Origin of the sequence: Pseudidiomarina halophila, assembly GCF_003987215.1 — a bacterium.
GTDB classification, from domain to species: Bacteria; Pseudomonadota; Gammaproteobacteria; order Enterobacterales; family Alteromonadaceae; genus Pseudidiomarina; species Pseudidiomarina halophila.
Map to the genome: position 1 here is coordinate 601,021 of NZ_PIPW01000001.1, position 26,766 is coordinate 627,786.

The following is a 26,766-nucleotide window of genomic DNA, read 5'->3' on the forward strand; positions in this document are numbered from 1 at the left end:
GCTTTACTCCTTCGTTGTTGAGTGTAACGGCACTTTGTAATTATGTTCCGAGTGCAACAAGGTTTTCGTGAGTTGCTCCTCAGGATGATTTATCAGTGCCTGTGTGGTTCCAAACTCGATCATACTACCACGATGCATTATCAAGATCTTGTCTGAAACATGCTTCACAATCTCCGCCGAATGTGAGACGAAAATGAACGAAATACCCATATCTTGCTGAAGATCGAGGATAAGGTTAATGATTTGAGCTCTAATCGATGGGTCGAGTGCGACAAAGGCTTCATCGGCCATCACGATCTGCGGTTCAAGCACTATGGCACGGGCAATACACACCCGTTGCTGCTGACCACTCGAGAGCATGTGCGGATAAAACCCGTAATGATCAGGCAGCAAGCCGACTTTACTCAGAGTTTCGTAAACGTGTTGTTTCTGTTTTTCAGGCGTCCAGTCGGTATTAAAAATCAAAGGTTCGGTAAGTTGTTGGCCGACAGTAATCTGCGGATTCAGTGAACGCAAACTATCCTGAAAGATCATGCGTACGTAGCGGCAACGTTGTTGGTCTGTCATGGCGCTCAGTGCCTGACCGTTGAGAAACAACTCACCACTTGAAGGACGCTCAGCACCCGCAATAATTTTTGCAATGGTCGATTTTCCAGACCCGGTTTCGCCCATAATTGCTAAAGTTTCACCGCGTTCCAGATCAAAACTTAAAGGCTCTAGCGCGCAAATGCGTTTGCCAGGCATCCAGCCGTCTTTGTGTACGTAATACTTACTGATCTCGCGAACTTCCAGCAGTTTAGTCATGCCCGGAGTCCTCCCACAGCGGATAATGGCAGGCGTACTGCTGCTGCTGACGTTTTTCCAATGGCGGCTGAATCACGCACGCCCGACGTGCGTAGGGGCAACGGGGTCCTAAACGACACCCAATCGGCATGTGTTGTAAGGTCGGGATGGCCCCCGAAAGCGTCGGTAGCCGGGTTTTAGGCCCGGCATTTTGATTAAACAAACTCATGCTCAACATGGCATCGGTGTACGGGTGAAGAGGTGACTGCATAACTTGTTCAGTGGGCCCGGATTCCATTAGCTGGCCACAGTAAATTAAACTGATACGTTGACTTTCTGGTACCACAGCAGTGAGATCCTGGGTAATCATCAGAATCGACATTCCTTGGCCCGCGCTCAGCTTTGCCAGCAACCGATAGATTTGTGCACGCGTATTCGGTTCCATAGCGGTTGTTGGCTCATCCGCAATCAGTAACTTGGGATTATGGGCAATGGCCATAGCAATGCTGACTTTCTGTGCCAGACCTTCAGAAAGCTCATGGGGATAGCTCTCCATCACTTCCTTGGTGTCTTTGATACCGACACGATGCAGCAGACGTTCAGCCCGTGTTTGACGGTCGGCCCGGCGTTTGAGGTAAATTCCAGTCAGTTCACCAGCGGGAATGGTTTCCCGCAGCTGCGCGCCAACCTTATCGTTAGGATCAAGATAAGTGCTGGGATCCTGAAAAATCATCGCCATATCGCGACCTGTCACAATGCGGCGCTGTGCGTTGTTGAGTGCGAGCAGATCGTAATGACGCCACCATAAGCGATCGGCGGTGATCTTCCAGCGCGGATTGATAAAGCCCAATATGGCCTTGGCCAGCAAGCTTTTACCTGAGCCGGACTCACCGATCAAGGTGTGTATTTCGCCTTCAGCTAACTGCAGATTAAAGCGATCAAGCACACGCACCGGACCGTTGTCAGTTTCCAGTTCAATAGTAAGGTTACGAATATCGAGAATGGTCATGAATTGCGTACCCGTTCAGCGATGGCGGCACGAATGCTGTCGCCAAGCACATTGATCGAGAGAATCGTAAGAAACAGAGCCAGACCTGGCAGTATCATCATCCAGGGTGATACGTACACTTGATCAAGGCTGCGCGCCAGCATGGTCCCCCATTCAGGCGCAGGTGCCTGAACACCTAAACCGAGAAAACCAAGTGCGGCAATATCGAGAATCGCGGTGGATAGTGCAAAAGTTGTCTGCATAACCAAAACACTGGTGATATTCGGGAAGATAACCCGGGTCAGCATGTACCATCGATTCACCCCGTTTAAGCGTGAGGCCGTGACATACTCTTTGTAACGCTCGTCATAGATGGCGTTGTGGACCACATGAATGAACTGTGGAATTAACACCAGGGTAATTGCCAACATGACGTTAATCAGTGACGGCCCAAGAATGGCAATAATGACCAATGCCAGCAATAACGATGGAATCGATAAGATGACGTCGAGCATGTGGTTCAGGGTTGATGACTGTACCCCACGTGACATACCGGCCCAGGCGCCGATACTGACACCGATCAAAGCAGCGATAAGTACAGCAATGAGCGGATAGCCAAGGCTGTAAACCGACCCGGCAATGATTCTGGAGAGTATGTCCCGACCTAAATCGTCAGTGCCGAATAAATAGGTAATTTCACCTTGGGCATCCCAACTTGGCGGTTGCAGGATAGCATCGGTAAATTGCGCATCTGGATTGTACGGCGTGATTACGGGCGACAGCAGCATTACCAACAAGGCCAACGCAAGAATATAAAACGCGACCACAGCGAATGGGTTGGCGTTCATGTGCAGCCAAATTTGACGCAGCGGCGACGGCTCGCGTTGCTGAAAGTAAATATTAGCGTTCTGCATAAAGTTCCTTGCGTACCTGCGGGTAGCGCCAAGCATGAAACAGCTCAACTAACACATTGACTAAGAGTATCAGTGCTGCAAAAGCGAATAAACCACCTTGCATGACCGGATAATCACGTTCGTAAATACTTTTCACCAGCCAGCTGCCTAAGCCGGGCCAGTTAAAGATTACTTCAGTGATGATAATGTTGCTCATAAGAATACTGAACATCAGACCTAGCTGGCGGACCACAGGCTGCATGGCGTTTGGCAAAACGTGCCGCAGCAGGATACGGGTTTCGGTAAGGCCGCGCGCCCGCGCTGCCCGAATATAATTTTGCTGTAAAACCTCAAGCATGCTGTTCCGCGTGATGCGCATTAGCATAGTGGCGGGCATGATGGCCAAAACAATGACCGGTAACCACAGGTGATTGATGGCATCAAGCAGGGCCGCTTGTTTGTAGGGGTTATCACTTATCAGAATATCTACAATGATTGAGCCACTGTAGACATCGATATCAAACAGCGGATTAATTTGGCCGGAGATAGGGGTCCAGCGGAGTTTGACAGCAAACAACAAGATCAGCAGCTGTGCCAGCCAGAATACTGGAATTGAGTAAGCGCTCAGGCTCACCCCCATAGCTAAACGATCCATACTGCCACGTTGCTGCCCAGCGGCGTAAAGGCCGAGCGGGGCGCCAATCACCATGGCGAGGATCATAGCTAACAGGCTAAGCTCAAGAGTACCGCCGAGCAACGGAATCAAATCCGTGAAGACATCGCGTTGGGTAGTCAGAGACTGACCCCAGTCACCGCGGACAAAATGCCCGACAAAGTTGATGTACTGGCTAATGATTGACGCGTCAAAGCCGCGCGCTTCAGCAGCAAGTTGATAGCTCAGGGTGTTGCTGGCCCGAATCCCGGTCATATTGGTTAACGGGTCGCCGGGGAAGAAATAATTTAAGCTAAACAGAAAAACCGTCAGCAACCATAGGGTGACAATCAATAAGGTCAGACGCCGTAAAGTATAACGAATCATGGTTGCGCCTCTTGCTCACGTTTGCCGTCCCGGTAGGCATTACGGAAGCTTACACCACCATAAGCTGGTACTTCGACGCCATGAACATCGCTGCGATGGGCTTGAAAACGCATCGAGTTGGCTATGGGAACTAAAGGCGCTTCGCGGTAAACCCAGTTTTCGACTTCCTGATAGAGCTTCTTACGACTGTCGGTATTTTCTTCACTAATGGCTTGTACGAGTAAATCATCAAATCCGGGTTCACACCAGTTGGCCCGGTTGGTGCCAACGTTAAGTGCGTTGCAACTGAGTAAGGGGCGGAAAAAATTGTCCGGATCCGCATTATCCGCAATCCAGCCAATCAGCACGCTGTCGTGCTCATCCCGCGCCAGACGCCGGCGGAAAGCATTCCACTCATAACTAACGATGTTAGCTGTGACGCCAATTTGTGCCAGATCGGATTGAATGAGCTCTGCCATCTTCTGTGCGTTTGGGTTATAAGCACGTTGCACGGGCATCGCCCAGATGTCGAATTCAAAGCCGTCACCATAACCGGCTTCAATGAGTAGTTCGCGGGCACGCTCCGGGTTATAACCATAGGTCTGGTCGACCGGGCTGTATGCCCAGGACGTCTCCGGTAGCACACCCGTCGCTAATTTAGCGTTACCGTTGTATATGGTCTGAATAATGGCTTTGCGATTTATGGCACTGGCCATAGCGCGGCGCACGAGTACATCATCAAACGGCGGATGCTCGGTATTAAAAGCCCAGAAAGCAATATTGGGATTCACAGTACTGGAGATTTGGATTTCATCGCCGGTATCAAGTTGGGCAAGCTCTTCCACCAGTGGGTAGGGGATGACATCACATTCGCCGGTAATCAGCTTCAGCATCCGCTTATTTGCGTTAGGGGTGATGGAATACACCAGTTGTTCAATATGAGCCGGTTCCCGCCAATAATCATCATGACGCTGATAACGAATGATTAAATCTTTACGGAACTCTTCAAATACAAAGGGGCCGGTACCAATAGGCTGTTTATCAATTTCAGCAGGTTCGCCACGAACAAGTAGTTCAGCGCCATACTCGGCGGAGAGGATTACGGCGAAGTCAGTCGCCAGATTAGCTAAGAAGGAACTATTGCTGTGCTTTAGATAGAAATCTACGGTGGTTTCGTTTACTGCAACAACATCGGTAATTAATCGACTCAGACCACTGGCGGTAAAAAATGGGTAACTGCCACCATTAACCTCATGGTAGGGGTGATCCTCATTTAACCAACGCTTGAATGTAAAGACGACATCATCGGCATTGAAGGCGCGACTTGGAGTAAACCAGGGCGCCTGGTGGAACTGCACATTAGGCCTGAGCGTAAAGCGGTAACGGGTGCCGTTATCCAGCGTCTGCCATGATTCGGCTAACGCAGGTACAAATTTCTGCTGGTGGTCATCGTAGTCAATCAGCCGATCATAGATCTGTGCTGACGTGGCATCAATGGTGGTTCCGGAGGTTCCAAGCTGAGGGTTGAAACTCTCAGGGTTACCCTCGGAACAATAGACAATGCCATTGCGCAGCGGTGCGACATCGTGACTGGCAGGCGTACACGCCGCCAGAGTGAGTATCGGTGTAAGTAGCCAAAGTCGCCAAATGCTCATTTAATTGGTAGATCCATCGAGTAATTGATATTTTTTCAAGTAGCCCCGTAGTTGATGATAGGTGAGCCCCAGCAGTTCTGCTGTTTTCTTTTGATTGAATTGTGCATGGCGCAGCGCCTGTTGTAAAACTTCAGTTTCATAATCGGCGGTAACTTCCTTAAAATCGATAGCGCCGCAATTGAAATCAATCGCTGAAGCCGTGGCAATCACTGCTGAACTATCATCACCTGAAGTTTCCGTAGTGCTATCCGCAGCGACAGAGTTCGCAACCTCCCGATGGGGTGCAGGTTGCGGCCGCCAGGGGCTGGCAAAGGGGTCGATGACAATGTTATCCAGCGGTACAGCACCGCTACCGAGGCGGTACACGGAGCGCTCAACGACGTTTTTTAGCTCGCGGATATTACCTGGCCATGGGTGTGCCAGTAGGGTTTGCCGGGCGCGTTGGGTAAAGCCGCTAAAAAGCTCGTAACCGAGTTCCCGTGCCATGTGGATGGCGAAATGCTCTGCCAATATAAGGATATCTTCGCGCCGCTCACGTAAGGGCGGCAGGGTAATGACGTCGAACGCCAGGCGGTCCAATAAGTCAGCGCGGAATTTGCCCTGTTCTGCCAACTGCGGCAAATCCTCGTTAGTCGCGGCAATGAGACGGACATCGGTGCGCACTGTTTTTGAGCCACCGACGCGCTCAAATTCGCCGTATTCTATTACGCGTAGGATTTTTTCTTGAACTAACGGTGAGGTATTAGCTAGCTCATCGAGAAATAAGGTACCCTGATCGGCTCGCTCAAACCTACCCTCATGGCGTTTTTGTGCACCTGTAAAAGCACCAGCCTCATGGCCGAATAATTCGCTTTCTAACAGGGTTTCGCTTAATGCGGCGCAGTTGAGCTTCACATAGTTTTGCTGCCAGCGTTGTGACAAAAAGTGTAGCCGGGCGGCGATAAGCTCTTTACCCGTGCCGCGCTCACCGATAATTAATACAGGTTTAGCAAGCGGCGCGATTTGCGACACTTGTTCTAATACTGCGAGAAAGCTATTTGCTTCACCAATGAGGTTATCCGCTTCGCGTGGGGGACTCATTTCAAGCCTCGTTGTTATTGTTATGCGATCGTTGTACTGCTGGTGTGGTTAATTTGGCTAATATTTAGTGTATTTGATAACTCGTCAGGGTCAAACAAAAATTTGATATTCTCTGATAAATAGCTAAAAATCAGCGAATTAAGCAGGTTTTTAAAAGTTGGCATGGTATCTGCATTATCAATCGTGACCGTAAAGTAACAGTTTCGAATCAATTAATGAGGACACGAACATGGGTATCTTTTCACGATTTTCAGATATCGTAAATTCGAACATCAACGCATTACTGGATAAAGCAGAAGATCCAGAAAAAATGGTGCGCCTGATTATTCAAGAAATGGAAGACACTTTGGTAGAAGTACGCTCAACATCAGCCCGGCTGATTGCGGAGAAGAAAGATACCGAGCGTCAAATGAGCCGCTATGAAAACGATGTAGCGGAATGGGAAAAGAAAGCTGAATTAGCGTTAAGCAAAGATCGCGACGACCTGGCACGTTTAGCTTTAGTTGAAAAACGTAAAGCTGATGACGCTGTTGCCAGCCTGAATGTCGATATCGATCGCATTAACGAACACCTGAACCGCTTAAATGAAGAAGTAGGTCAGTTGCAAGAGAAATTAGCTGACGCTAAAGCTCGGCAGAAAACCATTATCATGCGTCAACGCGCTGTTAGCAGCCGTTTAGAAGTGAAAAAACGCATTGATAGCGGAAAAATTGATGATGCAATGCTTCGTTTTGAACGCTATGAGTCTAAAATTGATGATTTAGAGTCACAGGTCGAAGCTTACGATATGGGCAAGAAAACCTTGCGCGATGAATTTGCTGAACTTGAAGGCGAAGACAAAATTAACGACGAGCTGGAAGCATTAAAAGCACGCGTTAAGAAAGAAAAGAAAGCTGACTAATTGACTCGAAACTTTGGCTCCACCCGCAGTTGCGGGTGCACGCCAAAACTAAAACGACCATAGGGAACCTTTACAATGGCAGACATACTTGTACCGATGATTGCTGTGCCACTGATTCTGTTTATGATTTTTGTGGCGCCCGTTTGGATCATCATGCATTACCGCAGCAAACGGAAAATGAGTCAGGGCCTTTCTGAAACAGAATTGCAGGACTTACAACAGTTAGCGCGGCAAGCCGAACAGATGCGTGAGCGTATTAAGACGTTAGAGTCGATTCTTGATGCCGATGCGCCAACCTGGAGGGAACGGAAATGAGTTACTCCGATGATAACCACAAACCACGCAAGCAATTGCTCCGGGATAAAAAGAACGCCAAGGTTGCAGGTGTTTGCGCCGGAATAGCGAACTACTTCAACATTGAAGCCTGGCTGGTGCGTATTATTGTCGTCACCGCTGTAATTTTTGGCCATGGTTTTGTCGTCATTCTTTATATTGCTGCCTGGATGATTCTGGATGAGAAGCCAGTGCAAAAGAACAATGGTGATCACCAACCGATAGGTTTAAAGACCAAAGTTTATGGTGCGGGTGAGCCGCCGCGTCAGGCGTACCAGGAAATCGACGAGGAATTTCGTGAACTTGAGGGACGTTTGCAGGAAATGGAGCGTTACGTTACCTCGAATGCTTATCAAGTCGATCGCGAGTTGAGAAAGCTTTAACTTTGCGCTCCATCAAGCTTCAGGTGGAAAATTAGCGTTACACCCAGGCCGCATCTCTGTCACCCTGACAAGTTGCGTTGCGCAAAGGCAGCATGCACTCTTTGATGTCGACAACAAGAGGACGTACTGCCAATGCGCAACAATAAAAACCAAAAATCGCAATGGCAGCCAGCGACCATGACGATTCACGGTGGCAAACAGCCGGATCAACATGGAGCACTGGTTGCACCGCTCTACCAGACCGCAACATTCGCGTTTAACACCACTGCGGAAGGCTCAGCTCGCTTTGCCGGTGAAGAAAGCGGTTATATCTATTCACGTCTTGGCAACCCAACGACTAATGAACTCGAAGCACGGGTCGCACAACTTGAAGGCTTTCCTGCAGGGGCTGCATGTGCCACAGGTATGGGCGCGGTTTCCGCTGCAATGCTGGCATTTTTGCAGCAAGGCGATCATGTTGTTGTTGCCGACGCCATCTACGGTTGTAGTTTTGCACTCTTTTCTCATCTGTTTAAGAAATTCGGTATTGAAGTCGAGTTTGTTGACATGACTGATGCAGAGAATGTTCGTGGCGCCATGCGCGACAACACGAAAATGGTGTTTATTGAAACCCCGGCTAACCCACATTTAAAAATTATCGATATTGCCGCGGTTGCGGCCATCGCCCATGAACGTCAGGCTCGGGTCATTGTCGACAATACCTTTATGACGCCGTTATTACAGCAGCCACGTAAGCAGGGCGCTGATCTTGTTATTCACAGTGCAACTAAATTTTTAAACGGTCATGGCGACGTCGTTGCTGGCCTCATTTGCGGTAGCGCTGAAGATATTGAGATGATCAAGTCGACCACTCTGAAAGATATGGGCGCAACCATGAGTCCGCATGATGCCTGGTTGATTTTGCGTGGCTTGAAAACTCTCGACGTACGGATGGAACGCCACTGCCAAAATGCCGTCAAAGTAGCTGAGTATCTGGTTCAGCAGCCGTTTGTGCGGGATGTTTATTTCCCGGGGTTGCCGGATCATCCGGCACAGCGCCTGATGGGAACGCAAATGCATGGCAGCGGTGCTGTTATCGCCTTTGAATTGCACGGCGACAGTCAAGACGCCCAGCGACTATTGGACTATTTAGAGTTGATCACCATTGCGGTAAGCTTAGGTGACGCAGAAACACTTATTCAGCATCCCGCGTCGATGACACATTCGCCCTATTCGGCGGAAGCGCGTGCCCGTGCAGGGATTAGTGAGACTTTGATCCGCATTGCCGTAGGCTTAGAAGCGGCCGACGATATTATTAATGATTTAGCACAAGCGTTTGCCAAGACATTCGTAATAGACAACACTAAAGAACAGCAACAAGGGGAAACTGTGAGTTATGGGTAAACAAAGCCAATACGTTTCACGCCAGCCAGACGAGAACGGTATTATCGACTGGAGTGACGAAGAGAACGCGGTATGGCGCGATTTGGTTGCTCGCCAGTTAAAACACATCCCGGGTAAAGCCTGTGATGAATACATGCATGGCCTGGATTTGCTGGACTTGCCGCAGGATCGCTTACCGCAGTTACATGAAGTGAATAAAGTGCTGGAGGCAACAACCGGGTGGCAGGTCGCCCAGGTTCCGGCGTTGATTCCGTTTGACGAGTTTTTCCGGTTATTGGCGAACAAGCAATTTCCGGTAGCTACGTTTATTCGCACACGCGAAGAGTTTGATTATTTACAAGAGCCTGATATTTTTCATGAAATATTTGGCCATTGTCCGTTACTGACCAACCCGGCGTTCGCCCATTTCACCCACCAATACGGTAAGCTCGGGCTGAATGCGACACCCAAAGAACGGGTTTATCTAGCACGGTTATATTGGTTTACCGTGGAGTTTGGTTTGTTGAATACCCCTGACGGACTGCGCATCTATGGTGGCGGTATTTTATCTTCGCCAGGCGAAACGGAATATGCGATCCACAGCGATGTGCCTGAACGTAACCCCTTAGTACCGCTGGATGCGTTGCGTACGCCTTATCGCATCGACATTATGCAACCGATTTACTACACCATTGAAAGTACTGAGAAGCTGTTTGAAATTGCGGATCTGGATATCATGGCGCTAGTTCATGAAGCGATGGAACTTGGTTTGTTTGAACCGAAGTTTCCACCTAAAGATGCCGCCTGACAGTTCAACGACAGAAAAGGGAGTTAATATGAGTGACTTGAAAGAACAAAAATGTGAAGCCTGTAATGCTGAGGCTCCGAAAGTGACTGACGAAGAGTTAGCGGAGCTAATGCGCGAAATTCCTGAATGGACGCCGGTAACGCGCGATGGCGTGATGCAGCTCGAGCGCGAGTTTAAGTTTAAAAACTTCAAACAAGCGCTGGCTTTCACAGTTAAAATTGGTGCTATTGCCGAAGACGAAGCTCATCACCCAACTCTGGTGACCGAGTGGGGCAAAGTCACTGTTACCTGGTGGACCCATTCAATTAATGGTCTGCACAAAAATGATTTTATTATGGCGGCACGGACTGACGAAGCAAGAAACGAAGACTAAATCCGCCAGCTTGCGCCGGTTCGCGTAAAGCTATCGACAAAGAGCCTCTGCCCTAGTGACGGGTGGAGGCTTTTTTATGTATACTTATGTTTACATAATAACCAACCTATAAGTTGTGCTGATGCGTCTCGAAATTACCTGTGATGACCGCCTTGGTCTTTGCCAGGATGTGCTGCAAATCCTGCGTTCCCGCGAAATTGATCTACGTGGTATTGAAGTTGATCCGAAAGGAAAAATCTTTCTGAATTTCCCGGAGCTTGAGTTTAAAGATTTTCAGCATCTGATGCCTGAAATTCGCCGCATACCTAATGTGAAAGATGTAAAAACCGTAGCTTTTATGCCCTCAGAGCGGGAGCATTTTGAGTTTAGTTTACTATTAAATAAGCTTCCTGATCCCGTCCTTTCCATTGATGCCAGAGGCTTCATCGACATCGCCAATGATGCCGCCGGTCTATTACTTACTGATACGCGTCAGCATTTACCGGGCACCGTTATTACTCAATGGCTTAGTGGCTTTAACATCAGTCGCTGGCTGGAACGTCAGCCGACGGAGCCACAGGTGAGCCAGGTTACCATCAATGGTGCCAAGTACTTTGCTGAGTTGATGCCTATCTGGGTCGCTGATGAGCATAAAAAAACCAGTTTCGCGGGCGCGGTACTGACCTGCAAGCCACAACCTCTGAGTAGCCAGTGGCAGCGTACCGGCCAACAGGATGCGTTTCATCAGCTGCTCGGTGAACATGCCAGCATGAAGCGCCTGCGCAAAGAAGCACGGCGTATGGCAGAACTTAATGTCCCCTTGTTAGTGCAAGGTGAAACTGGAGTCGGTAAAGAGCTGCTGGCGCGCGCCTGTCATCAATCCAGTCATCGTGCGGAGCAACCGTTTTTGGCGGTCAATTGTGCGGCTCTACCTGATAATGTCGCCGAAAGTGAATTGTTCGGGCATGGCAAAGGTAGTCTCGGACCGCACACCGAGGCGAAGAAGGGGATCTTCGAGCAGGCCAATGGCGGTACTGTACTTTTAGATGCAGTAGGGGAAATGTCGAATGGCTTGCAAGCGAAATTGCTGCGCTTTATTCAGGATGGCAAATTTCGGCGTATTGGTGAGGAACAAGAGGTATCGGTTGATGTGCGAATTATCTGTTCGGCACGCGATGATTTATTGCTGCGTGTTGAGGCCGGTACTTTCCGGGAGGATTTGTTCTACCGCTTAAACGTTCTGAGCCTGCAGCTGCCTCCATTGCGCGAGCGCAAATCCGACATTCCGTTGTTGGCTGAGCATTTTGGTCTGCAGGCCTGCCAACGTCTGGGCCGTAGCCTGGTACTTTTGACCCGGGATTGCCGTGAGTTACTGCAGCGCTATCAGTGGCCCGGCAACGTGCGCCAGCTGGAAAATGTATTGTTTCGTTCTATCTCCATGCTTGAAGGCGATCGCCTGACTGCAGCCGACGTTTATCTTCCTGAAGCGGAAGGCTTACACGAAAACGTCGCGGTCGATCTTGAAGAGGGAAGTCTGGATGAGGCGGTTAAAAAATTTGAAAGCACAATATTACGCCGCTTGTATCCAAGCTATCCAAGCACCCGTCAATTAGCGAAAAAGCTGGGACTTTCACATACTGCAGTGGCGAATAAATTGCGTGAGTACGGTATCGGCAAACAACGACGGCGAGCCACAACTAAACCTCAGTAGTAAAGCTTTGTTTACGTTAAAGACGGACGCTGTATGGAAAAGCGTACATATCTAACGCAGATTGTTAGCTAAAGTTGATCTGTATCAACATGTTTACAAAAGTACGGGTTGCTACAGTGCTGAAGCATTCCATGCCAGCACTAGTAGTTGACCGACAGGCATAGTAGAACATAGGCACTATTAAAGCCTAACGTACGAACGAGGACTACAGAATGACTGACATTAACTATAACCCATTACAAACTGACGGATTCGAATTCGTTGAATACACTGCCCCTGATGCAAAAGGCATCGCCGCCCTGAAAGACCTGTTTGTAAAACTTGGTTTTACTGAAGTAGCAAAACACAAGAGCAAAGAAGTCTGGTTGTACAAACAAAACGACATTAATTTTGTGATTAATGCTGAAACTGGTGGTCAGGCCGAAGCCTTTGCCAAGGATCATGGACCTAGTGTTTGTGGCATGGCGTGGCGGGTCAAGGATGCGCAACACGCATTTGAGCATGCCGTTGAAAATGGTGCGAAACCATTTAAACGCACGCCGGGCGCCGGTGAAGCTGATTTTCCAGCGGTTTATGGGATTGGCGAAAGCGTGTTGTACTTTATTGACGACTATGAAGGTTTAGGTGTTTACGCAGATGATTTTGACTTCTACGATAACTGGGAAGCGAAAATGAAAGACCACGCTGCCGGACTCTATGAAGTGGATCACCTTACTCACAATGTTTTCCGCGGCAACATGGATACCTGGGCAGGATTTTACGAGCGTATCGGTAACTTCCGCGAGATCCGTTATTTCGACATCGAAGGCAAGTTAACCGGCTTGTTGAGCCGCGCAATGACCGCACCGTGCGGCAAGATTCGTATTCCGATTAACGAATCACACGATGACAAATCACAAATCGAAGAGTACTTGCGTGAGTACCAGGGTGAAGGCATCCAGCATATCGCCCTGACTTCAGACAATATCTATAAAACCGTGCGCGACCTGCGCGAAATTGGTATGGACTTCATGCCTACGCCAGACACCTACTATGAGAAAGTAAACGACCGGGTTGAAGGCCATGAGGAAAATCTTGAGGATTTACGTGAGTTACAGATTTTGATTGATGGCGCGCCGATGAAAGACGGTATTTTGCTGCAGATCTTTACCAAAACTGTGATTGGCCCGGTATTCTTTGAAATCATTCAGCGCAAAGGTAACGAAGGCTTTGGTGAAGGTAACTTTAAAGCCTTGTTTGAATCCATTGAAGAAGATCAAATTCGCCGCGGAGTATTAAGCGATGCGTAAATGGATTAGCTTTCCGAAACAAGTGGGAGTGAGCTCGAAACAAGCTCACGCCGACTTTCCGGAGCAGGCGATCTATGAACGTGAAGTCGGCCGCAGTGGCTTTTTTGGGCCGGCGACGCACTTTCATCACCGCCATGCACCGACCGGGTGGAGTGAGTGGGAAGGTGAGTTACGTCCACGTAACTTCGACTTCAACAAGCTTGATAACGTCGCGACTGAATCGCCGTGGCAAGTGCCGCTGCTATTGCATAATGCGCAGTGCAAGTTTCGGATCTGGCACTGTAACGAAGCAATGCCATTTCTGGTGCGCAATGCCGATGGTGATGAGCTGCTGTTCATTCATGAGGGACGTGGCGAACTGTTTTGTGATTATGGCCACATTACCCTTGAGAAGGGCGATTATTTTGCCATTCCGCGCTCCACCAACTGGCGTATTGAGCCGTTGGAGCCCATGCAAATCGTAATGATTGAGGCGACCAACAGTGCTTATCAGTTGCCGGAAAAGGGCTTGGTCGGAAATCACGCCATCTTTGATCCAGCTTGTTTGGATACGCCGGATATCGATGCTGCATTTAAACAGCAGTACAGCGAAGAGCAATGGCGGATTGAGGTGAAACGACATAATCAGATCTCGCGGATTACCTATCCTTATAATCCGTTGGATGCTGTGGGCTGGCATGGTGATTTAGCGCCTGTGCGGATCAACTGGCGTGATATACGCCCGCTGATGAGCCATCGCTATCATTTACCACCATCGGCGCATACTACCTTTGTTGCCGAAGGTTTTGTGGTATGTACTTTCGTGCCGCGGCCGATTGAATCGGACCCCGGCGCACTGAAGGTGCCTTTCTACCATAATAACGACGATTACGACGAAGTCTTGTTCTATCATGAAGGTGATTTTTTCAGTCGTGACAATATCGATAAAGGCATGGTGACCTTTCATCCTGCAGGCTTCACCCACGGTCCGCACCCGAAAGCGTTCCAGGCAGGGCGGGAGTATCGGAAAAAATTCACCGACGAAGTTGCGGTGATGCTGGATACCCGCAATGCATTGGAAATGGGCGATGTCTGTGCGCAAGTTGAAAACCCAGACTATGTGTATAGCTGGCAAGCAAAAGACGAAAAGGCTAAATAATCTATGAAATTTGCAACCTATCGAAATGGTACACGCGATGGCCAACTGATGGTGGTGAGTCGTGATCTGACGAAAGCTGTTGCGGTTCCAGCTTTAGCTGAAACCTTACAGGAAGTTCTTGATGACTGGGATGGCATTGCGCCTGAACTGGAACGGGTTTATACCGCGCTGAATAACGGCGAGCTTGATGATGCTGTGGCATTTGATGAGAGCCTTTGTGAGTCGCCGTTACCGCGCGCTTACCAGTGGGCCGACGGCAGCGCCTATGTTAACCATGTGGAATTGGTGCGCCGTGCGCGCAATGCGGAAATGCCGGAAAGTTTCTGGACCGATCCACTGATGTATCAGGGTGGTTCCGACGATTTTCTGGGTCCAAAAGACGTTATCGAAATGGGTGACACCGCCTGGGGCATCGATTTTGAAGGTGAAGTTGCCATTATTACCGACGACGTACCTATGGGTGTTACGGCAGCAGATGCTGGCCAGTACATTCGCTTGTTGATGTTGGTAAATGATGTGTCGCTGCGAGGACTCATCCCTAATGAACTAGGTAAAGGATTTGGTTTCTTCCAGTCGAAACCGTCGTCGGCGTTTTCTCCGGTTGCGGTGACTCCGGATGAACTCGGTGATGCCTGGAGTGACAATAAGGTGCATTTACCTTTGCTGAGTGAATACAACGGTAAGCCATTTGGCAAGCCGAACGCTGGTGAGGATATGACCTTTGATTTTGCCCAGTTGGTCGCTCATGCGGCGAAAACCCGCCATTTGGGAGCGGGTGCCATCATAGGTTCAGGTACTGTTTCGAATAAACAAGGGACTGAGCATGGTAGCGCTATCGAGGAAGGCGGTGTGGGCTATAGCTGTATTGCCGAAGTCCGGATGATTGAAACCATTCGTGACGGCAAGCCAACTACCGGCTTTATGCAGTTTGGCGATACCATCAAAATTGAGATGAAAGACGCGCAAGGTGAAAGTATTTTTGGCAGTATTGACCAAAAGGTCCTACAGTATCAGCCAGACTAAAATTCATCGGCGGAGTCTATGCTATGGAACTCTACGGTTACTGGCGCTCCAGCGCCAGTTATCGGGCGCGTATCGCCCTTAATTTTAAAAACATTGATTACAACTACGTCCCTGTTCACCTGCTTAAGGATGGTGGCCAGCAACATCAGCAGGCCTATCGTCAGCTTAACCCTAACGGGCTGGTGCCGACCCTGGTTGATGGGCAGGTCATTCTGCATCAGTCACTGGCAATCATTGAGTATCTGGAAGAAAAGTATCCAGACCCGTCGTTGTTGCCGGGTAAACCCAAACAGCGAGGGGCGATCCGAGCCTTAGCGCTGGATCTTTCCAGTGAACTGCAGCCCTTGATCAACCTGCGCGTTCAACAGTACTTAAAGCAGCAGCTGAAGGTTACTGACGAGCAGAAACAGGAATGGTTAAATCATTGGTTTGCTGAAAGCTTTAAAGCGTTCGAAAAAAATCTCGAAGAAGTCTCAGGGCGCTACTGTGTGGGCGATGAGTTTTCTCTTGCGGACGTATGCTTAGTACCACAGATGTACAGTGCCCAAAGATTTGCTGTTGAGTTAAAGGAATATCCTTTATTGAATGCAATCTACGAGCGCGTACAGGAACTGCCCTGGGTCAAAGATGCACATCCGGCAAAACAGCCTGATGCGGAATCCTGAACGCAGGAAATTACAATTTCATCGCAATCATTAAATGCCCGGCTCGTATCTTGCCGGGCATTTTGCTTTAATGGCAGTGACTCACATGAAAGGGAAACATAAGAATGAAAACCAAATTTACTGTTTCGATACTTGCCGCCATGATTGCGGCATCGTGCGCAACAACAAACGTACCTGATACGACGACAGCGTCTGCCACAGCACCGGAAACCCTTAGTTTAGCTGAAACCAATACCAGTGCGGTTGCGGAAACGGGTGAATTAACCATCAAACAGATCATGGCTGATCAGGAATGGGTGGCCCGTTCACCGGAGTCTGCATACTGGATGCTTGATGGTAGCGGAGTCATCTATCAGCAGGAACGCGCAGGAAGTGTGCTCAGCGACTGGTACCATTTACCACTGGACGAGGATGATGCCCATCCAATTCCCGCCGAGCGCCTGCATAACTACGCCTACGAAGATGCAATTTACAACGATGACCGCAGTCTTGTCGCCTACACCTTCGAGGGCAACATATTTGTTCGTGATGTCGAGACCGATGAAGTGCGTCAGTTAACCCGGGATGAAGCCAGCCAGTCGCAGTTGAATTTTCTTAATGATGGCCGTCTTAGTTACCGCCAGGGGAACGATTTCTACGTGGTCGATCCGCGCAGTGGTATGACCCAACAGGTGGTTGCGCTGGCTACGCGGGATAAACCTGAAGCCGTGGCAGAGCCGAAAGACTTCGTTGCCCGTGAGCAAATCGAACTTATTGAATTCGTGCAAAAAGAACGTCAGGATCGTCAAGCCCGCGCTGATCAGCAAGCCGAGCTTGCCAGAGTGAATGACTCACTGGCGCCACAACCGTTTTACTTAGGCAACAACAAACAGATTGTTGCCGCCAGTTTGTCGCCGGCCGGTGATAAGGTTCTGGTCGCGATCAGTGACCCTCAGAGCTGGCGTGATGACGGTGACATTATGCCGAATTACGTTGCCGAAGATGGCCGGGTGAAAGCTGAGTCAGTGCGTCGTCGAGTCGCTGATGCAGAGCCCGTTGAGCATCAGCTGCTATTACTTGATTTAGCCACTGGTGAGCAAACACCTTTCACCTATAACACCTTGCCTGGTTGGAACGAAGATGTACTGGCTGAGGTGAAGGCGGAGAATTACGCTGCTCAGGGCAAAGAGTACGAGTCCAAAGAAGCACCTCGTCCGATCACTCTGATGCAGGATTGGGGCTGGCAGGAAGGCGCAATCCGCTGGTCCGAGACCGGTGAGAACGCCATTGTTATGCTCGAAGCATGGGACAATAAAGATCGCTGGATAGCGTCCATTGATTTTGCCGGAAAACAACTGGTCAATCAGCATCGTTTGCATGACGACGCATGGATCAATTACACGCATAACGAGTTTGGTTTCTTACCTGATTCTGAAGATAAAATCTGGTTCCAAAGTGAAGAAGACGGTTATGCACACCTTTACACGAAAGAGCTTGGTGGTAAGCAACAGCAATTAACCCAAGGTAAATTTGTGACGGAAAGCCCAACAGTAAACGGGCAGGCAGAATCCATTTATTACACTGCGAACGTATCACATCCGGGTATCTATGAGCTTTACCGGGTGAATTACCAAACCGGTGAGAGTGAGCAGATCACTGACCTCGACGGCATGGTGCAGTCCTACGACGTAAGCCCTGCGAACGATAAAGTGGTGCTTACTTACTCAAGTGCATTACAACCGCCAGAGCTCTACGTGCAGTTGTTGGCCGAAGGTGCGACGGCGGAACGTGTTACGCATACTGCAACTGAAAAATTCAATAGCTTTGACTGGAGTGTGCCTGAGATCGTTCCGGTGCCATCAAGCCATGTTGATGAGCCAATTTACACACGCGTGTACTATCCGGAAAACTATGATCCAAACCGGGCAGAGAAATACCCGGCAGTCGTATTTATTCACGGTGCGGGCTATTTACAGAATGCCCACGCCGGATGGTCGAACTATCAACGTGAATTCATGTTCCATACCTTCTTAAACCGTCAGGGTTACGTGGTACTGGATCTTGATTACCGTGGCTCGAAAGGTTATGGACGTGACTGGCGTACAGCGATTTATCGCAATATGGGCTGGCCAGAAGTAGAAGATCTGGTTGATGTCGTGGAGTGGGCCGGTGAAAACACTAACGTTGATACGGACCGCATGGGCACTTATGGTGGCTCTTATGGTGGTTTCTTAACCTTTATGGCGTTGTTTAATGAACCCGGTTTATTCAAAGCTGGTGCAGCATTGCGTCCCGTATCTGATTGGGCACATTACAATACAGGGTACACGTCAAATATTCTGAATTTGCCCGATGATGATCCAATTGCGTATCGTCGCAGCTCGCCGATCTACTTTACTGAAGGTCTTGAGGATGCCTTGTTGATTAACTCTCCGATGGTAGACGATAACGTATTCTTCCAGGACAGTGTGCGGCTTGTACAGCGTCTGATTGAGCATGAGAAAGAAGACTTTGAGACCGCTATTTTCCCGGTCGAGCCGCATGGCTTCCGTCAGCCATCAAGCTGGCTTGATGAATACCGCCGGATCTTTGAGTTATTTGAAGAGAACCTCAAATAACAAAGGCAAGGTTAATGCAAGTTGTTAAATAAAGTCCGTTAAGGATAAAAGAAAAGGCCGAAATCGATGATTTCGGCCTTTTTATTTTGGCGTGGGTCAAAGGTATAGTTTGACCAGTTTAGCCTTTAGAGCTTTCACATTTAGCCATTTCAGCATGGGCTTTGGCCCGCGCCTGGCCATAGCTTGCTACGGCTTCAGCTTTACTGAAATTGGCACGTTGGCTTTCATCAGCTGCTGGTAAAGGCGAATAAGCTCCAGTGCGCGGTTGCGCGCTCGCTTTTGCCATAGGTGCGCTAACTTTGCGACCGGTGGCAACTTTAGCCACAGACTGTGCTTTTGCTGCCGGCTTTTTCATTTCAGGCTTAGCTTCGGCTTTCGGCTCGGCTTTGGCTTCAGGCTCAGCTTTGGCTTCAGGCTTAGCTTCGGCTTCAGGCTCGGCTTTGGCGTCAGGCTCAGCTTTGGCTTCAGGCTTAGCTTCGGCTTCAGGCTTAGCTTCGGCTTCAGGCTCAGCTTTGGCTTCAGGCTTAGCTTCGGCTTCAGGCTCAGCTTTGGCTTCAGGCTTAGCTTTGGCTTCAGGCTTAGCTTCGGTTTCAGGCTTAGCTTCGGCTTCAGGCTCAGCTTTGGCTTCAGGCTTAGCTTCGGCTTTCGGCTCAGCTTTGGCTTCAGGCTCAGCTTTGGCTTCAGGCTTAGCTTCGGTTTTCGGCTCAGCTTTCGGCTTAGCTTCGGCTTCGGACTTAGCTTCGGCTTCAGGTTTAGCTTCAGCAGCTTTTTTCTCGGCAGCGACATCCCGTGCTGCTTGCTCCATGCGTGCGGAACGTTTTCTCGGCTTGGCGTCGTCAGTAGTCTTAGCAGGCGTTGCCTCTGTCTCGGCGTCTTTATTCGCTTGCTCTTCGGTAGCTGCATCGTCCTGCTGCGATTCTGCTTTGCGACGTTGACCTGCAGCGCGCTGGTGACGAGGGCTGCGCCGTGAACGGTTACGACCTTCGCGCTTTTCACCATCTTGTTCAGTTGTAGTTGCATCCTGCTCTGGCGCACTTACATCTGTTGCTGTTTCTGCAGATTGCTTAGCATCGCTGGTAGCGGCAGCTTTTGTCGACGTTTTGGTAGCAGCATCTGACGATTCATCGAGTTTCAAATCAGGCACTGCAGTCTCTTTCTTCGCAGCTTGCTCGTCCTGGCCCATGCGCACAGATTTGTCGAGCTTACGACGTTGACGACGCGGCTTCACTTTGGCCTCAGTTTCCTGTTTCGGCTCTGTTGTGGTTTCCGTTGTCTCGTCTTTTGGCTTCTGCGTCGCATCAGCTTGTTGACGATTACGGTTTCTACCACCGCGGCGCTGCTGGCCTCGTTCGTTTTTCTTACCGTCTTTAGCTGTGTCTGCTACTTTATCTTTCGCTTCTTCAGGCTTCTCGGCGGCACCTTTTCGCTCATCATCACGAGGACGTGAACGATTGGTGTTGCGGCGGCGTTGTTGATTACCACCACGTTGATTACGGCCCTGACCACCACGACGGTTGCCATTGCGACTGCGGTTATCATCGCGTTTCGGCTGCTGACCTTGTTGTTGTTCATCTTCGTCACTGGCGAACAATTTATTCAGCCATTTGCCAAGTCGTTTGAACAGGGATGGGGCAGTGTTGACCACGGCCTTCGCTGCAGCCTCCGGCACAGGTGTCGGAGCTGGTGCAGCCGGAGCCTGTAAACCTTTTAACGCTGGTTCCTCAAAGCTTGGCTTGTCTTTATTTAAGACGACTTCTGTAGTGGTATCTTCTGGTTTCTCAATCAGTTTGAAACTATTCGCTTCTTCTACTTCATCGTTACGCAAACGTCGCACGTCGAAGTGAGGGGTTTCCAAATGTAAGTTCGGAATTACCAGCACCGACACTGAATGACGTTTTTCAACTTCAGCAATAGCTTTACGTTTTTCATTCAGCAAATAGGTAGCAACAGTTACGGGCACCTGAGCCTGAACCTGAATAGTATTGTCTTTCAGCGCTTCTTCTTCGATCAGGCGTAAAATCGACAGTGCCAGGGATTCGGCTGAACGAATCGTGCCATGGCCATCACATCGTGGGCACACATGATTAGACGATTCACCCAGCGATGGGCGTAACCGCTGACGTGACATTTCTAATAGGCCGAAGCGCGAGATCCGGGCAACCTGAATACGCGCCCGATCTTGCTTCAGGCTATCGCGTAAGCGGTTTTCAACTTCGCGTTGATGCTTCATAGGAGTCATATCGATAAAATCGATAACCACCAGACCGCCGACATCACGTAAGCGCAGCTGGCGGGCAATTTCTTCGGCAGCTTCTAAATTGGTTTGAAATGCTGTTTCTTCGATATCGCCGCCTTTCGTCGCGCGGGCAGAGTTGATATCGATTGAAGTAAGAGCTTCGGTCGGGTCAATAACAATTGAGCCACCTGATGGTAACCGCACCTGACGTTGAAATGCTGATTCAATCTGGCTTTCAATCTGATAGTGATTGAATAAGGGGATATCACCGTCGTAAATTTTAACGCGGCTTACGAAATCAGGGCGGATCAGTGTGACGTGATCACGAACCTGTTCGAACACTTTAGGATTATCGATAAGCACTTCGCCGATGTCGCGACGCAAATAATCACGAATGGCGCGGAATACAACGTTGCTTTCCTGGTGAATCAGAAATGGAGCAGGGCGTTGTTCGGCGGCTTTCTCGATGGCCTGCCAGTGATGTACCAGAACATTGAGGTCCCAATCCAGCTCTTCGGCTGATTTTCCAACACCTGCGGTACGTACAATCAGACCCATACCGTCGGGCAAATGCAAGTCGCGCATGGCGTCTTTCAGTTCAGTCCGCTCGTCGCCTTCAATCCGGCGAGAAATACCACCCGCACGCGGATTATTTGGCATCAGTACGAGGTAGCTTCCGGCTAACGAGATAAAGGTGGTGAGTGCTGCGCCTTTCTGGCCACGCTCTTCTTTATCAATCTGGACAATAACTTCCTGACCTTCTTTGATGACATCTTTGATGTTAGGGCGACCTGAGAAGGTGTAGCCTTTCGGAAAGTAGGTTTTGGCAATTTCTTTTAACGGAAGGAAACCATGGCGCTCAGCACCATAATCAACGAATGCGGCTTCAAGACTTGGCTCGATGCGGGTAATTTTACCCTTGTAGATATTCGCTTTTTTTTGTTCGTGGCCCGGACTTTCGATATCTAAATCGTATAATCGTTGTCCGTCCACCAAAGCAACGCGCAGCTCTTCTTGCTGAGTTGCATTGATCAACATTCTTTTCATAGTTGTGACTCTTTCTTTTGTGCCACAACACAGTACGAAGGCGCACTCGCCATCGCTATTTCGAGGTTGAATTGTAGACTGCCATCGCGCTATCGCAGCGTTTGATGACACCTCCCGTCGTGCTACTTAACACCAACGTGAGGTATGCAATTGGTTACCAAGCCGAAATACGCTTGTGTTCGTACCGTGTCGTCGCAAAATGCGTTGACAATATAGTGACTCGGTCTCGTGCATGTTCCGTGCCATCAAGATCTCAAAGACGTTGTGTGCGCGTTTGTATCCTGAGGTGGAGGTTTCGTTGCAATCGCTTTCGATGCGCCAAGTCACCACTAAATTTTTTTCGCTAATACCGCTCTCAAACTGTCCGGTGCGGGTTTTTCCGGAGGTTTATTATCCCATGAACAGGGTTGTCAGTACAAGATAAAATAAAGACACAAAAATGCAGTCAGAAAAAACGGAAAATGATAAACTTTGCGGCATGAGCGAAAATCAACAAATACAAGTACGTTGGGTCACCATAGAAGCTGATTATGCTGGCCAGCGAATCGACAATTTCCTGCTTGCGCAGCTGAAGGGAGTACCAAAGTCCTTGGTCTACCGGATCGTGCGTAAGGGCGAAGTGCGGATCAACAAAAAGCGCTGTAAGCCGGACTATAAGCTGCGAGAGGGGGATCAGGTACGAATTCCTCCAGTGCGCGTGGCTGAAAGTAACCCGCTGCCGTCAGCGAACCTGGATCAGGTACAGGCACTTAATAATCAGGTGCTGTATGAAGATGACCTGTTACTGGTGCTAAATAAACCTGCGGGGTTAGCTGTGCATGGCGGGTCAGGTTTGCAATTTGGCCTGATAGAGAGTCTGCGGTCATTGCGTCCTGATGCCAAACAGCTTGAACTGGTTCATCGGCTGGATCGTGAAACCAGTGGTTGTATCCTGATATCTAAACGGCGTTCGGCACTGCGTTCATTGCATGAGCAATTGCGCGAGAAGACCATGGACAAGCAGTATCTGGCATTGGTGCGTGGTCACTGGCAGGAGCATGTTAAATTTATTGCCGCACCTTTATTAAAGAACACGCTGAAGTCGGGTGAGCGAGTGGTGCGGGTCGATGCTGCCGGGAAACCGTCGGAAACCCGCTTTCGGGTAAAACAAAAGTATGCGAACTGTACTCTGGTTGAAGCTTCGCCGATAACCGGTCGCACCCACCAGATTCGCGTGCACGCACTTTATGCCGGCCATCCTATCGCCTGTGACCCCAAATACGGTGATCAAGTCTTTGATTCTGTGATGAATGAGGTTGGCCTTAAGCGTCTATTTTTGCACGCCCATAAGTTAACTTTCCGGCATCCGCAGAGTGGGAAAATGATTACTGTCGAAGCGCCACTGGATGAAAGCTTAACTGACACGTTAAAACGTTTAGATGCATGAAGTATCAACTACTTATTTTTGACTGGGATGGCACTCTGATGGACTCTGTTGGCCGTATCGTTTCCTCGATGCAAGCCACCGCTGCCCATTTGGCGTTGCCGATCCCGTCGGACACCCAGGTCCGGGATATTATTGGTTTGAGTCTCGAACCCGCCATTGAACGCTTGTTCGGGGTACTTGAAACGGATCGCCATAGCCAGTTTCTGGCGCGTTACCGCGATCAGTATGTCGATCTAGATCCAACACCAACCCCATTATTTAACGGCGTCCGCGAAATGCTTACCGATTTGAGGGGGCAGGGCTACCAGCTCGCAGTCGCAACGGGTAAAGCACGTCGAGGCCTGGTACGGGTCTGGCAGGAGACGGATACTGCGCAGTATTTTGATGTTTCGCGCTGTGCAGACGAATCCATTTCGAAACCAGACCCGCGCATGTTGTTCGAGCTGCTTGAAGAAACCGGGTGTGATTTGGATAAGGCCTTAATGATCGGCGACTCAATTCATGATCTGCGCATGGCGCAGGCCGCCGGAATGGATCGTGTCGGCGTTGATTTTGGGGTTCACTCAGCGCAACAGTTGGCAGCTTATGCGCCGTTGGCGGTGCTGTCTTCATGGCAACAATTTCCAGCGGTATTGAGTGGCGAGCGCAATCAGGAGGACACTGCATGCCAGCTATAGTTTTAGCATCGACATCACCCTACAGACGAATGCTACTTGAGAAGGTACTGCCTGATTTTATCTGTGCAGCTCCTCATGTAGACGAGACGGCCGGGCAGGGGGAAGCCGCCGAAGTTCTGGTTGAACGGCTGGCAATAGCTAAGGCGCGGGCATTGGCTGACGACTTTCCGAATCATCTGCTGATTGGTTCTGATCAGGTGGCGGTGGTCGATGGTCGTATTCTTGGCAAGCCCGGCAATGCTGAAAATGCTATTGATCAACTCACCGCCGCAAAGGGGAAGACCGTCACCTTTTATACCGGTTTAGCGGTATATCATAGCGGTCAGGATGAACTGTTATCCTGTGTTGAGCCTTTTCAGGTTACTTTTCGCAAACTTTCGGCCGCTGAAATCAAAGGTTACGTCGAATTAGAGCAACCCTTCAACTGCGCCGGAAGCTTTAAAAGTGAAGGCCTCGGTATTAGTTTGTTCGAATCATTGCGCGGTGATGATCCTAATAGTTTAGTTGGTTTGCCGGTGATTCAACTGCTCAAAATGTTGCGCCATTGGCAGGTGAACCCGTTACTGCCAGAGAACAACACAAAAAGCTGAAAATCACTTGTTTTCAGTACCTGAATCCTTTAATATTCGCGCCCTATGCAGAAGGTTCGTATACCCATTTCGGTCGATCCGGTAAAAAGTGCCGGTAAACAGTTGAGTTATCTTGGTGTTGTGCCAGGGACTTCGCTCAATCGTTTACAAGAGCTTTTGGTTGCTCCTTGTGCTGATGTTGATGCTGAGCTGGAATTTGCAGTCGACGCACAGAACGTCAAGCACATGCGCGGGCATGCCGAGGTCAAAGTCACAGTCGCTTGCGAGCGCTGCGGCGACCCCATGGCAGTTGAACTGGTGAGTGACTTTGTTTACGCACCAATCACTAAACGCCAAACGGCCACCGATATGCCGAGTGAGTACGAAGCTATTGAAGTGGATGAGCTTGGCGAAATCCAACTGCATCGAATTATTGAAGATGAACTGATATTAGCGATGCCAGTTGTTGTAAAACACGATGAGCGCGAATGTCGTATAGATAGTAATGCAATGCAGTGGGGCGAAATTGATACAGCCTCGGAAACAAAGGAAAATCCTTTTGCTGTGTTGCAGGAATTGAAGCGCAAATAAACTTAGGAGATAGCGTAAATGGCTGTACAAAAGAGTAAGAAAAGTCGTTCACGTCGCGATATGCGTCGTTCTCACGATTCACTGAATGGCCCTACACTGTCGGTTGACTCTACCTCTGGTGAAACGCATCGTCGTCACCATGTAACAGCTGACGGGTTTTATAAAGGCCGTAAAGTAATTAACAAGTAACCAGTACAAGGAAGTGAGGCTATGGCCGCACTGACTCTGGCACTTGATGCAATGGGGGGCGATAATGGCCCCTCAATTGTTATTGACGCATTAGTCGATGCGTTATCAGCATTCCCCCAACATCACTTTATCGTCGTCGGCGATGAAGCTGAACTCGAACCTCTGTTAGCTGCGCGAAAGCTTGATCAGCACGATCGCGTTACCTTAAAACACGCTAGTCAAACCGTCGAAATGAGTGATAAGCCCGGTTACTCGCTGCGAGCAAAACCAGATTCATCTATGCGCGTTGCGCTGGAACTGGTCGCCAGTGGTGAAGCTGCAGCTTGTGTCAGCTCCGGTAATACTGGCGCGTTGATGACCAAAGCCTATTTTTCACTGAAAACCTTGCCAGGAGTGCTGCGACCGGCACTGATGTCTGCTATTCCACAAGCTTCTGGTGGCAGTGCCTTTTTGTTGGACTTAGGCGCAAATCCGGTCTGTGACAGCGATACCTTGTTTCAATTTGGGCTTATGGGCTCGGTTGCCGCCAGCGAAGTACTGCACAAAGAAAATCCGCGCGTTGCACTGCTGAATATGGGTGAGGAAGATATCAAAGGAAATGATGTCGTGAAATCAACGGCGCAGCTATTTCAGCAGTCTAAGACACTCAATTATATTGGTTTTATCGAAGGCGACGATCTTTTCGCTGATAAAGCAGATGTTATTGTCTGTGATGGCTTTGTCGGTAATATTGCGCTGAAAAGTTGTGAAGGACTGGCTGAGTTACTGCTGACCAATATTCGTGCCAACATCCATGCCCACTGGTTAACACGCTGGTTCGTTAAACTTTTTTATAGCCGTTTACAGCGTTCGTGGGATTGGTTGAAGCCCGACCACTACAACGGCGCAAGTCTGATAGGATTGCGGGGCGTCGTAATTAAAAGTCACGGTGATGCCAACGCGAAAGCTTTTCTTAGTGCGATTGAGCAGGCCGTGTCGGAGACGCAACAGGACCTCCCGACACGTATTCGTGATCAGGTGGAAAACGTACTCCTAGAGCAGGAATAAAGGTT

General features: G+C 49.4%; 25 protein-coding genes. 18 read left to right on the top strand and 7 right to left on the bottom strand.

Features of this window, described 5'->3' with window-relative positions; all coding sequences use genetic code 11:
• Window positions 1–3: 3 nt before the first annotated feature.
• From CWI69_RS02890 to pspF, 6 genes are read right to left on the bottom strand one after another with little or no spacing between them, the layout of a single operon-like run.
• The gene (locus tag CWI69_RS02890; protein ID WP_126761714.1) at window positions 4–804 is read right to left on the bottom strand and encodes an ATP-binding cassette domain-containing protein; all 801 of its coding nucleotides are present in this window, start codon (window positions 802–804) and stop codon (window positions 4–6) included.
• A complete protein-coding gene (locus CWI69_RS02895) occupies window positions 797–1,792 on the bottom strand; it encodes an oligopeptide/dipeptide ABC transporter ATP-binding protein (protein WP_126761716.1) in 996 nt (331 codons plus the stop codon). The genes CWI69_RS02890 and CWI69_RS02895 overlap by 8 nt, the downstream gene beginning before the upstream one ends.
• The gene (locus CWI69_RS02900; RefSeq protein ID WP_126761718.1) at window positions 1,789–2,685 is read right to left on the bottom strand and encodes an ABC transporter permease subunit; all 897 of its coding nucleotides are present in this window, start codon (window positions 2,683–2,685) and stop codon (window positions 1,789–1,791) included. The genes CWI69_RS02895 and CWI69_RS02900 overlap by 4 nt, the downstream gene beginning before the upstream one ends.
• Window positions 2,672–3,703: an ABC transporter permease gene (locus CWI69_RS02905; protein WP_126761720.1), complete on the bottom strand. Its 1,032-nt coding sequence runs from the start codon at window positions 3,701–3,703 to the stop codon at window positions 2,672–2,674. The genes CWI69_RS02900 and CWI69_RS02905 overlap by 14 nt, the downstream gene beginning before the upstream one ends.
• Window positions 3,700–5,337, bottom strand: coding sequence for an ABC transporter substrate-binding protein (locus tag CWI69_RS02910; RefSeq protein WP_126761722.1), 1,638 nt, complete (start codon window positions 5,335–5,337; stop codon window positions 3,700–3,702). The genes CWI69_RS02905 and CWI69_RS02910 overlap by 4 nt, the downstream gene beginning before the upstream one ends.
• Entirely contained in the window at window positions 5,338–6,417 is a 1,080-nt protein-coding gene (pspF, locus tag CWI69_RS02915) for a phage shock protein operon transcriptional activator (RefSeq protein WP_126761724.1), read from the bottom strand. It abuts the gene before it with no gap.
• Between the two features lie 229 nt (window positions 6,418–6,646).
• Between pspF and pspA the strand changes: the two genes are divergently transcribed.
• From pspA to CWI69_RS02975, 12 genes are all read left to right on the top strand, one after another.
• Entirely contained in the window at window positions 6,647–7,318 is a 672-nt protein-coding gene (gene pspA / locus CWI69_RS02920; RefSeq protein WP_126761725.1) for a phage shock protein PspA, read from the top strand.
• 75 nt (window positions 7,319–7,393) lie between these two features.
• The gene (gene pspB, locus CWI69_RS02925) at window positions 7,394–7,633 is read left to right on the top strand and encodes an envelope stress response membrane protein PspB (protein ID WP_126761727.1); all 240 of its coding nucleotides are present in this window, start codon (window positions 7,394–7,396) and stop codon (window positions 7,631–7,633) included.
• Complete coding sequence (pspC, locus tag CWI69_RS02930; protein WP_126761729.1) at window positions 7,630–8,034, top strand: envelope stress response membrane protein PspC; 405 nt, start codon at window positions 7,630–7,632, stop codon at window positions 8,032–8,034. Before pspB ends, pspC begins: the two co-directional genes overlap by 4 nt.
• Window positions 8,035–8,166: 132 nt before the next feature.
• Entirely contained in the window at window positions 8,167–9,417 is a 1,251-nt protein-coding gene (locus CWI69_RS02935) for a trans-sulfuration enzyme family protein (RefSeq protein WP_126761730.1), read from the top strand.
• Complete coding sequence (gene phhA, locus CWI69_RS02940; protein WP_126761732.1) at window positions 9,410–10,204, top strand: phenylalanine 4-monooxygenase; 795 nt, start codon at window positions 9,410–9,412, stop codon at window positions 10,202–10,204. Before CWI69_RS02935 ends, phhA begins: the two co-directional genes overlap by 8 nt.
• Window positions 10,205–10,232: 28 nt before the next feature.
• Complete coding sequence (locus tag CWI69_RS02945; RefSeq protein WP_126761734.1) at window positions 10,233–10,577, top strand: 4a-hydroxytetrahydrobiopterin dehydratase; 345 nt, start codon at window positions 10,233–10,235, stop codon at window positions 10,575–10,577.
• Window positions 10,578–10,698: 121 nt separating this feature from the next.
• Window positions 10,699–12,267 (top strand): transcriptional regulator TyrR, encoded by a 1,569-nt coding sequence (tyrR, locus tag CWI69_RS02950; RefSeq protein ID WP_126761736.1) that lies wholly within the window; start codon window positions 10,699–10,701, stop codon window positions 12,265–12,267.
• 212 nt (window positions 12,268–12,479) lie between these two features.
• Window positions 12,480–13,556, top strand: a complete 1,077-nt coding sequence (hppD, locus tag CWI69_RS02955; RefSeq protein WP_126761738.1) for a 4-hydroxyphenylpyruvate dioxygenase — start codon at window positions 12,480–12,482, stop codon at window positions 13,554–13,556.
• The gene (locus CWI69_RS02960; protein WP_126761740.1) at window positions 13,549–14,694 is read left to right on the top strand and encodes a homogentisate 1,2-dioxygenase; all 1,146 of its coding nucleotides are present in this window, start codon (window positions 13,549–13,551) and stop codon (window positions 14,692–14,694) included. The genes hppD and CWI69_RS02960 overlap by 8 nt, the downstream gene beginning before the upstream one ends.
• 3 nt (window positions 14,695–14,697) lie before the next feature.
• Window positions 14,698–15,717, top strand: a complete 1,020-nt coding sequence (locus CWI69_RS02965; RefSeq protein WP_126761742.1) for a fumarylacetoacetate hydrolase family protein — start codon at window positions 14,698–14,700, stop codon at window positions 15,715–15,717.
• A 23-nt stretch (window positions 15,718–15,740) separates the two neighbouring features.
• Complete coding sequence (gene maiA / locus CWI69_RS02970; protein ID WP_126761744.1) at window positions 15,741–16,382, top strand: maleylacetoacetate isomerase; 642 nt, start codon at window positions 15,741–15,743, stop codon at window positions 16,380–16,382.
• A gap of 104 nt (window positions 16,383–16,486) precedes the next feature.
• Window positions 16,487–18,979 carry a S9 family peptidase gene (locus CWI69_RS02975; protein WP_126761748.1) on the top strand — a complete coding sequence of 831 codons (2,493 nt, stop codon included), beginning with the start codon at window positions 16,487–16,489 and terminating at the stop codon, window positions 18,977–18,979.
• A 118-nt stretch (window positions 18,980–19,097) separates the two neighbouring features.
• Here the strand turns inward: CWI69_RS02975 and rne are convergent, their stop codons facing one another.
• Window positions 19,098–22,262 carry a ribonuclease E gene (rne, locus tag CWI69_RS02980; RefSeq protein WP_126761750.1) on the bottom strand — a complete coding sequence of 1,055 codons (3,165 nt, stop codon included), beginning with the start codon at window positions 22,260–22,262 and terminating at the stop codon, window positions 19,098–19,100.
• A 478-nt stretch (window positions 22,263–22,740) separates the two neighbouring features.
• Between rne and rluC the strand changes: the two genes are divergently transcribed.
• Genes rluC through plsX form a run of 6 tightly spaced genes read left to right on the top strand, consistent with a single transcriptional unit; the run spans window position 22,741 to window position 26,761 of the window.
• The gene (gene rluC / locus CWI69_RS02985) at window positions 22,741–23,688 is read left to right on the top strand and encodes a 23S rRNA pseudouridine(955/2504/2580) synthase RluC (RefSeq protein WP_126762815.1); all 948 of its coding nucleotides are present in this window, start codon (window positions 22,741–22,743) and stop codon (window positions 23,686–23,688) included.
• Window positions 23,685–24,365, top strand: a complete 681-nt coding sequence (locus tag CWI69_RS02990) for an HAD-IA family hydrolase (RefSeq protein ID WP_126761752.1) — start codon at window positions 23,685–23,687, stop codon at window positions 24,363–24,365. Before rluC ends, CWI69_RS02990 begins: the two co-directional genes overlap by 4 nt.
• On the top strand, window positions 24,353–24,955 hold the full coding sequence (locus tag CWI69_RS02995) for a Maf family protein (protein WP_126761754.1): 603 nt from the start codon (window positions 24,353–24,355) through the stop codon (window positions 24,953–24,955). The genes CWI69_RS02990 and CWI69_RS02995 overlap by 13 nt, the downstream gene beginning before the upstream one ends.
• A 45-nt stretch (window positions 24,956–25,000) precedes the next feature.
• The gene (gene yceD / locus CWI69_RS03000; RefSeq protein WP_126761756.1) at window positions 25,001–25,525 is read left to right on the top strand and encodes a 23S rRNA accumulation protein YceD; all 525 of its coding nucleotides are present in this window, start codon (window positions 25,001–25,003) and stop codon (window positions 25,523–25,525) included.
• 18 nt (window positions 25,526–25,543) lie between these two features.
• Entirely contained in the window at window positions 25,544–25,714 is a 171-nt protein-coding gene (rpmF, locus tag CWI69_RS03005; RefSeq protein WP_126761757.1) for a 50S ribosomal protein L32, read from the top strand.
• A 21-nt stretch (window positions 25,715–25,735) separates the two neighbouring features.
• A complete protein-coding gene (plsX, locus tag CWI69_RS03010; RefSeq protein ID WP_126761759.1) occupies window positions 25,736–26,761 on the top strand; it encodes a phosphate acyltransferase PlsX in 1,026 nt (341 codons plus the stop codon).
• The last annotated feature ends 5 nt before the right edge of the window (window positions 26,762–26,766 follow it).